The following is an 8,900-nucleotide window of genomic DNA, read 5'->3' on the forward strand; positions in this document are numbered from 1 at the left end:
GGGGAAAAAGACAGTCGGCTATTCTACCGCCCTTGCGCGCCGCGCGCCGCAGTTGATGGGCAGAAAACCCCTGTTGCCGATCGGGGGTGAAACCCTGCCCTGTCGATGCAGTACAATCCCCCACCTTTTTTTGGCAACGAGTCGACCCGCCAATGATCGAACCCAAGCGCGTCCTGCGCGCCCTAGCCGAACACTGGGCCTTGCTCGAGCCGTTGTGCGAACGTTTCGACCAAGGCACGCTGAGCCTGGTCGAACTGCGCCAGCAGTTGTCCCAGCAGCAACTGGACAGCACACCGCAGGACATCACCCAGCTGCTCGACGTGTGGATTCGCCTGGACATCCTGGTCCCGGTCGCCAAGAGCCCGAACCGCTTCGAGCTCAATGCGCAGATCCACGACTTCCTCGCCTACCTGCGCCGCGAGCACCGCCTGGGCCTGTGCCTGGAGATCGAGGCCTACCTGCGCCACCTCGAGCGACTGGCCGGCCACATCCAGGACGCCTTCGACAATCGGGACAGCGACGACCTGGCCCGTCAGCTGCGCCTGCTCGACATGCGTGTGCGCGACGTGCTGAAGAAGCTCGACAACGACGAGCAGGCCCTGGTCGCCGTGGCCGAGCGCGCCAAGACCAGTGACCGGCAGATTCCGCTGCGCCAGCGCTACGCCGAAGTGCTCGCCACCTGGGACGAATACGTCGAGCCGATGATCTCGCTGGTCAACGCCGATGGCGCCTTCGAGCAAGGCGTGCGCAAGGTCGAGACCGTGCTGCTGCGCCTGCTGGGCGAGCAGGCGCGCCTGGGCCATCTGGTCGACGACGACATGCTGCTGCGTACCCATGCGCGCATCCTCGAGATGCAGACCAGCGCCCAGTTGACCCTGCGACACGCCCGCGAGCTGTTGCTGCCGCTGCGCGAGGAAGCCCGCCGCCACAATGCCGTCACCCGCGGCGCCGCCCTGGCCCTGTCCGTGATCCGCCGCAAGGGCCTGGACGCCGTGCCGCATGCCGCCCTGCCGCTGTTCACCCGGCCGCAGAGCACCTTCCTCGGCAGCGCCAGTCAGGTAGAGGCGTATGTCTATGCCCTGGCGCGCTTCGAGCCCAAGCCTGCGCAGTTCCCGAAGGCGCACAAGACCGAAAAGGCCGCGCCGGCCAACGCCCCGCGCACGGTCAAGGAAATGCTCCAGCGCTGCGAGAACGCCCTGCCCCTGCCCGACCTGATGGTCTGGTTGCTGGAGCAGGAGCCTGAAGGCGCCACCGACGAGCTGCTGTACTGGTTCTCGCGCCTCTCGCGTGAAAAGCGCTTCAGCCGTCAACGCCTGGCACGCCGCGAGTACACCACCCACGAACACCAGGTCAGCCTGCGCTCCTTCGCCCTGACCTCCAGCCGCACGCCATCGCCTGAAACCAACGCGAGCCCTGCCAATGCATCTTGATCTTTCCGAACTGTCGCAGCTCGCGCCGATCTTCCGCGAGCTGTTCAAGGGTTTTCACATCAGCCGCCGCGACCCCGAGCTGTATGCCCACCTGTCGAATTTCCAGGACCAGTACCGTGGCCTGTTCAAGTCCCTGGGCTTCGAGCTGGTCTGTGACACCCGCGGCTTCTACTACTTTGTCCCGGAGCTTGCCGCCGCGTCCGCGCAGGTCAACAAGACCGCCCAGCGCCTGTCGCTGTTCACCTTCATCCTGGTCGAGCACCTCGCCGATCAGGGCCGTGACCCGATGGCGGTGCTCGACGGTGGCAGCCTCGGCCGCGACGAGCTGCCTTCGCTGCTCGAGAAATACCGCGACCTGTTCATCCAGGCCGAAGTGCAGACGCCGGACGAGCTGGAGGAAAAGATCATGCGCCGCATGACCCAGCTGGGCTTCGCCCATGAAGAGAACGGCATCTACCGCTTCCTGCCACCGATGCACCGTTTCCTCGACGTGTGCCTGTCGGTGCAGCAGGACCGGGACCTGGCCGCCAGCCTGCATGGCGATCTGCCCCTGCCGATCCCGGTGCTGGCCGAAGACCCGCTCGACATCATCAGCCCACGTGAGGAAAGCGAAGAGCAGGCCTTGGCCCGGGCTATCGCCGAAGAACAACAGGAGATCGACGCATGAGCCAGGAACGCTACGGCATCCGCCGCTTCGCGCTGCTCAACACCGCCGGCTATAGCCTCGGGCTGTTCCCGCTGGAGCATCCGCTGTCGGTCTACGGGGCGAACAACCTGGGCAAGAGCGCCTCGATCAACGCCCTGCAGTTCCCGATCCTGGCGCGCATGTCGGACATGAGCTTCGGCAAATACAGCCTGGAACAATCCCGACGCTTCTACTTCGCCTCGGACACCAGTTACATCCTGGTCGAAGTGAACCTGCCCCACGGTCCCCATGTGATCGGTGTGGTCGGCCGTGGCCCGGGCGGCGGTTTCGGTCACCAGTTCTTTGCCTATACCGGCAAACTGGACCTGGCCCACTACCAGAAAAACGATACCTGCCTGCGCCAGAAAGAGCTGTTCACCAACCTTGAGCGCGAAGGCCTTAAGGCCTACGAACTCAAGCCGGATGAGCTGCGCCGTTTGCTGGTCGGTGGCCACACCTCGATCCCGCTGGACCTGACGCTGATCCCGCTGCGCTCCACCAGCGAGCAAAGCCTGAAGACCTTCCGCGCGCTGTTCATCAACCTGCTGCACATGCGCGAAATCACTGCGGCCAAGCTCAAGCAACTGTTCCTCGATGCTTTCGAACACAGCCTGCGTTCCGGCAGCGTCGATTACATTGCCGCGTGCGAAGAAGCGTTCCGCGATGTACGACGCATGGAGCAAGACTACAACTCGCTGGTCGCCGCCGGCCCCTTGGTCGAAGCCTTGGCCAACGGCGTGAAACAACGTGACCTCCTGCGCGGCAAACTGCACCGGATCTCGCCCCTGCTCGACTCCTTGCTCGGCACCTGGTCGGACTACGCCAGTGCGCGCAAAGAGGAGCTGACCATTCAGGCCGAACATTACCGCAACGAGCAGGATGCCCTGCAAAACGACCAGCGCGGTGGCACTCAGGAGCTGATGCGCCTGGAGCGGGAAATCACCGGCATCCAGCGCTGGCTCGGCGAATTGTCAGTGCTCAAGCATCGCTTTGCCCTGGTCGATGACGTCAAGGTGCTGGAACAGCAACTGCTGGCCGCAAAGGACGCCCACGACGAACTGGCCGGTGCGCTGGCACAATCGCGCCAATTCAGCGCCGAAGACCTGGACGAACGCCTGCGCGACCTGGAAAAACGCCTAAAGTCTGTCAAGCAGCAACTCGATCACGCCGATAACAACAGCTACGCCCGCCTGCGCGAAGAGTTCTCGCAGCAAGACGTCGAACGCCTGATGCGCCTGTTCAACAGCGCACTGTTCAGCCTGCCGCTGGGTGAACACGGCATCACCCTTGACGACGATGGCGAGTGGGTCAAATCCGTGGAACTGATCCTCGACGGTTTCAAAGGCGAACGCTTCGAAGTGCCTGGCCTGTCCATCGACATCTCGCACATCGAACCACCGGCGTTGCAGGCCCTGGCTGACCGCGCGGCCCTGCGCGACCAGAAAGAACGCCTGGAAAAAGAACTCAAGCAACTGAAAACCCAGCAGGCCGTGGCCGCCGACCGCGCCGCGAGCAAGACCCGGACCGAAGTCCTGTACCAGCAAGTGCTGGATGCGCAGAAAGCCCTGGAAGATTTCCGTCGCGCGCAAACCCTGAGCGCTGAAGAAGGCGACAAGCTGGAACAGATGGCGCAGATGGAAGCCGCACAGGACGAATTGAAGCGCTCCAGCGATGCCTTTACCGAGCGCGTCCAGCAACTGTCGGCCAAGCTGCAACTGGTCGGCCGTCAGATCGGCGACATGGAAGCCAAGCAACGCACCCTCGACGACGCCCTGCGCCGCCGTCAGTTGTTGCCGGCGGACCTGCCGTTCGGCACACCGTTCATGGATCCGATCGACGACTCCATGGACAACCTGCTGCCGCTGCTCAATGACTATCAGGACAGCTGGCAGGGCCTGCTGCGGGCCGATGGCCAGATCGAAGCGCTGTACGCTCAGGTGCGCCTCAAGGGCGTGGCCAAGTTCGACAGCGAAGACGATATGGAGCGTCGCCTGCAACTGTTGATCAACGCCTATGCGCACCGCACCGACGAAGCCCTGACCCTGGGCAAGGCTCGCCGTGCCGCCGTGACGGACATCGCCCGGACCCTGCGCAACATCCGCAGCGACTACGACAGCCTCGAACACCAGCTGGCACTGTTCAACCGCGAGATCAACAAACGCCAGGTCTCCAACCTGCAAAGCTTCCGCATCGTCCTCGCTCCGAACAAGGAAGCGCTCAAGCACATCGACCAGATCATCCACAGCGCCGGTCAGTACGAAGAAGGCGAAACCCTGTCGGTCTTCGATCTGAGCCAAAGTGCCGAGCAGGACAACAAGAACGAAGAGGCCAAGGAGTACCTGGCACGGCTGGTGGCGGCCAACCACAACCAGCTCGGCCTCAAGGACCTGTTCGAACTGGCTTTCGAAATCACCAAGGTCAATGGCCAGCCGGTGATCCACACCGACATCGACGGCGCGGCGTCCAACGGCACCACCATGACCATCAAAGCGCTGACCAACATGTACTTGTTGCTGCACTTGATGGACCGTGACCAGGCCGGTCGCGTGCGCCTGCCGTACTACCTCGACGAAGCGGCGGACATCGACGAGAAGAACCAGGCCGCATTGTTGGAAACCAGCCTGCAACTGGGCTTCGTGCCGATCCTGGCGAGCGTCAAGCCGCAGGTCTGCGCCAGTGTCGCCATCGATCTGGAAGGCGGCAGCGGCCCCTCCGGCATCTACATCGACGAGGCGGACTGGAAGTACATCCGTCGTCACGACCAGGTGAAGGCGACGATCAACGAGCAAGCAGATGAACCGGAGCTGGACGCGGTCTGACGCTTGAATCGAAGGCAATGAAAAAGGCCGCGATCCAATGGATTGCGGCCTTTTTCATAGGTGGGTCATTTAGCTTTGCAGTGAACTTCAGGGCCTCTTCGTCGGAGCGCCGCCCGGGGCAAGCCCGCGAAGGCGTCATCACTGACGCCACATAACCCTCAGACTATTTACCCAGCGAAATCTTCGGCGCCCAGGTCAGCCATTCCTCTTCGAACTTATCGAACAGCGCGAACGTCTGCTCCGGTCGCGCCGGGCTGCCCATGCGCTCGCCGTCCGGCGTGGCGAAGGCGACACCACCCTGAATCATCGTCTCCAGGGATTCAGTACGCACCGTTGCACCTCTGAACAGGCCGACATCGAAATCAAAACCGCTGGTGTTCCAGAACCGAGTGCCGCTGCGTACCAGTGGCGCGTACTTCGGCTCGATCAGGATATGGATCAATACACGATCAGCGGTCTGGCCCAGCTCATAACCCGTCACCTTGCCCACGGTGATTTCGCGATATGTCACCGGCACGCCGGCTTTCAGCGAACCGCGACGAGCGGCGCTCAGTACCAGACTCAATCCCGCTTCCTGCCTGGCCGTTTCCGGCGCAGCGGCCAAAGCCACAAAGTTGTTTTGCGGCCCCAGATTCTTCGGCGCCGGTTGCACCTCGATGTACTGCCCGGTCACCAGGGTCTCGAGGTTTGACGTCTTGATCAGGCCCAGCTCAGGCTTGACCACCCAGAACTGACTACCGACCCGGGCAATGCGCTCCGGCACTTCCGTTATCCGCGCGGTCAGCAGCACCGATTGCAGGTCGTCACTCAGGTCAACGTCCTCGATCTTGCCGACATCCAGGCCCTTGAAGCGAATCGGCGTGCCCGTACGCAAACCATCGGCGCGGTCTACCTTGATGGTGATCACCGAACCCTTTTGCGTGGCGTCGTCATGGCTGGCGAACAAGCGGAAACGTGGGATGCGCTTGCGTAGCGGCGCCTTGGCTTCCGGGGTTTCAAACGCAATACCGCCGGCCATCAAGCTTTGCAGCGATTCACTTTTGACTTGAATCCCACCGGTCAGCCCGCCCGTGAGCGTGATGCCGCTGGCATTCCAGAAACGTGTCGAAGCGTTGACCAGATCCTCATACTCCTTCTCGATGTGCACGCCAATGATCAACTGTTTCTTGGTGCGCGAGAACTGATAGCTCTGTACCGAACCGACCTTGACCTGCTTGTAGAGAACCGGGCTGCCGACTTCCAGCGAGCCGAGATTTTCCGTGAACAACACCAGGTGCAGACCAGGTGCACGCAGATCCAGCGGTGGTGCCTTGGCCCGTGCCACGAACTCCCGTTGTGGCGCCGCACCCTTGTCGCCAGGACGCACAGCGATGTAGTTACCTTTGACCAGCGCTTCCAGGCCGGTAATCCCCGCCAGGGAAATCGACGGTTTGACCACCCAGAATTGCGTACCGTCCACCAGGTAATCTTCGGCCAACGGATCCATCGTCAATTCGGCGGTGGCCCCGGACAGATCGGGATCAACCTTCAACGCTTTGAGATTGCCGACCTGAATACCTTTGTACATCACCGGCGTACGACCGGCCTGCAAGCCTTCGAAGTCGGTGAGCTTGACCTTGACCCGGATACCGGCCGCCGCTGCATCGAAGTCTTCGTAGAGTCTGAACGGCAGGCTTGGGTCGGTAGGCGGGCTGTCCTTGCGGTTTTCAGGTGTAGCGAACGCAATACCACCGGCGACAATGCTGGCCAACGACTCGCTACGCACTTTCACACCGGATAGATTGGCATCGATGCTGATGCCGCTGGCGTTCCAGAAGCGCGTGTGTTTGCGCACCAGTTTGGCGTAGGTCGGTTCGATGAAAACCTTGAGCTCTACGGTGCTCTGATCTTCAGAGAGCACGTAGCTCTTGATCTGCCCCACCTTGATCTGTTTGTAGAACACCGGGCTGCCGCGATTCAATGAGCCCAAGCGATCAGCCTTGATGGTCAGGTGCAGACCCGGCTGGGCATCGGAGAGCGGTGGCTCCTGAGCCAGGGCCTTGAACTTGCGAACCGGTTCACCCTCGCCCGGACTGATTGCAACGTAGTTACCCGAAACCAGCGTCTCAAGGCCCGTAATACCGGCCAGCGTCACGCTCGGCTTGACCAGCCAGAAGCGCGTGCTGGTTCGCAGGTATTGCTCTACGTCCTTGTTCATTTCGATGCTGGCAATCACACCTTTGGAACCGCCCTCGTCATCGAGCTTGAGGCTTTTGACCTTGCCGACCGACATGCCCTTGTAGACGACTTCCGTCTTGTTGGCCTGAATGCCTTCGCCACTTTCAAAGCGCACCTGAATCTCGATGCCATTCTCGTTGTAAGCACGCCAGCCAAGCCAGCCACCGATGATCAAGGCGATCAGGGGCAACACCCAAATGGCAGACCAGTTGGAGGCCGGTCTGGTTTTCGCTACAGGCAAATCAGTCATGGTCGTCGTCCGACTCCGTGTTATCCCAAATCAGTCGGGGATCGAAAGTTACGGCGGCAAGCATCGTCAGAATCACCACAGTGGCGAAAGCGATGGCGCCTAGATTGGCTTCAATACTGGCAAGCCGTCCAAAATTCACGACCGCCACCAGGATGGCGATCACAAAGATATCGAGCATCGACCAGCGGCCGATGAACTCGATGAAGCGGTACATCCAGATACGCTGGCGAGCCGAAAGGGGTTGACGACGCTGCACGGAAAACAGCAGCAAAGCGATGCCTACCAGCTTGAAGGTAGGCACCAGGATACTGGCGATGAACACTACGGCCGCAATGGGGAACATCCCGTAGTGCATCAACTCGATCACACCGGCCATGATCGTGCTCGGCGCACCTTTGCCCAAGGAGTTCACGGTCATGATCGGTAGCAAATTGGCCGGTATGTAGAGAATGGCGGCGGTAATCAGCAATGCCCAGGTCCGTACCAGGCTATTCGGGCTGCGAGCATGCACCAGCGCTCCGCAGCGCGTACAGACTTGCTCATCGGTATCAGCTTCCTGCCTGTTCAATTCATGACATTCCTTGCAAATCAGAATGCCTGCATCAATCGCCCGCATGAGCATCTTCTCCTGATAACGCTTGCCAGATCTGGTGAGGCGACATCACGACTTCCAGCCAGACTTGAATCAGCAACAAGCCAATGAAGCACGCCAGGCCGAGGCCTACGGTGATTGCTGCCATATCTGCCAGCTTGACGATCGCCACCAGTACGCCCATGAAGTAAACCTCGAGCATCCCCCATTCGCGTATATGGTGATAAATGCGATAGAGCAACAGGCCGTAGCTGCGTCCGACATCAAAACGGATGCTCAACAATACGGCCAATTGGCACAGTAGCTTGAGCAGCGGAATCCCCATGCTGCACAGGAACACGATTACCGAAACGCTTTGCATGCCTGTGTCAAAAAGCGCGACAACACCGCTCCACACTGTGTCTTGCGAAGATTGCCCGAGCAGATTGAGTTGCATGATGGGTAAAAAGTTCGCCGGAATAAACAACAACAGGGCAGCAATGACCAGGGCAAGACTGCGCTGTACGACGTTGTAACGATTGGCGTAAAGCTCGTAGCCACAGCGCGGACACAGGGCTTTTTCGCCATGGGCGAGTTCTGGCTTACGCATGAGCAGGTCGCACTCATGACAGGCAACCAGATTGTCTAGTGGTAATTCTGACAGCCCTTGGGCGTCAACCGGATCCGGCATACAGGCTCTGAGTCTGAAAAAGTTGGCCCTATTCTAGTGCCATGAACTGAAAATAACTGTGCAAAATGTGCAACAGCCAGCCCTGTTTTTTCACGCACAAAAACAAAACCCCTACCTGCGTATGCAGATAGGGGTTTCGGAATTTAATCTTGACGATGACCTACTCTCACATGGGGAAACCCCACACTACCATCGGCGATGCATCGTTTCACTTCTGAGTTCGGGATGGGATCAGGT

The 8,900-nt window shown here is 60.4% G+C and carries 6 protein-coding genes and 1 rRNA gene; 3 read left to right on the forward strand and 4 right to left on the reverse strand.

The genetic code is table 11. The features are described from left to right. The first annotated feature begins 152 nt into the window (after positions 1–152). Genes mksB through mksF form a run of 3 tightly spaced genes read left to right on the forward strand, consistent with a single transcriptional unit; the run spans position 153 to position 4,934 of the window. Complete coding sequence (mksB, locus tag VJS90_RS13145) at positions 153–1,430, forward strand: Mks condensin complex protein MksB (protein WP_324122086.1); 1,278 nt, start codon at positions 153–155, stop codon at positions 1,428–1,430. After that, on the forward strand, positions 1,420–2,097 hold the full coding sequence (gene mksE / locus VJS90_RS13150; protein WP_324122087.1) for an Mks condensin complex protein MksE: 678 nt from the start codon (positions 1,420–1,422) through the stop codon (positions 2,095–2,097). The genes mksB and mksE overlap by 11 nt, the downstream gene beginning before the upstream one ends. Continuing rightward, the gene (gene mksF, locus VJS90_RS13155; protein WP_324122088.1) at positions 2,094–4,934 is read left to right on the forward strand and encodes an Mks condensin complex protein MksF; all 2,841 of its coding nucleotides are present in this window, start codon (positions 2,094–2,096) and stop codon (positions 4,932–4,934) included. Before mksE ends, mksF begins: the two co-directional genes overlap by 4 nt. A gap of 163 nt (positions 4,935–5,097) precedes the next feature. Here the strand turns inward: mksF and VJS90_RS13160 are convergent, their stop codons facing one another. The 4 genes from VJS90_RS13160 to rrf all read right to left on the reverse strand — a co-directional run. After that, positions 5,098–7,401 carry an intermembrane transport protein PqiB gene (locus tag VJS90_RS13160; protein ID WP_085715996.1) on the reverse strand — a complete coding sequence of 768 codons (2,304 nt, stop codon included), beginning with the start codon at positions 7,399–7,401 and terminating at the stop codon, positions 5,098–5,100. Then, positions 7,394–8,017, reverse strand: coding sequence for a paraquat-inducible protein A (locus VJS90_RS13165; RefSeq protein WP_085715997.1), 624 nt, complete (start codon positions 8,015–8,017; stop codon positions 7,394–7,396). The genes VJS90_RS13160 and VJS90_RS13165 overlap by 8 nt, the downstream gene beginning before the upstream one ends. Next, positions 8,004–8,663, reverse strand: coding sequence for a paraquat-inducible protein A (locus tag VJS90_RS13170; protein WP_085715998.1), 660 nt, complete (start codon positions 8,661–8,663; stop codon positions 8,004–8,006). Before VJS90_RS13170 ends, VJS90_RS13165 begins: the two co-directional genes overlap by 14 nt. 147 nt (positions 8,664–8,810) lie before the next feature. Then, positions 8,811–8,900: ribosomal RNA gene (rrf, locus tag VJS90_RS13175) — 5S ribosomal RNA — on the reverse strand; the annotation flags it as partial.

Origin of the sequence: Pseudomonas sp., from assembly GCF_035277045.1 — a bacterium.
Taxonomy (GTDB): Bacteria; Pseudomonadota; Gammaproteobacteria; order Pseudomonadales; family Pseudomonadaceae; genus Aquipseudomonas.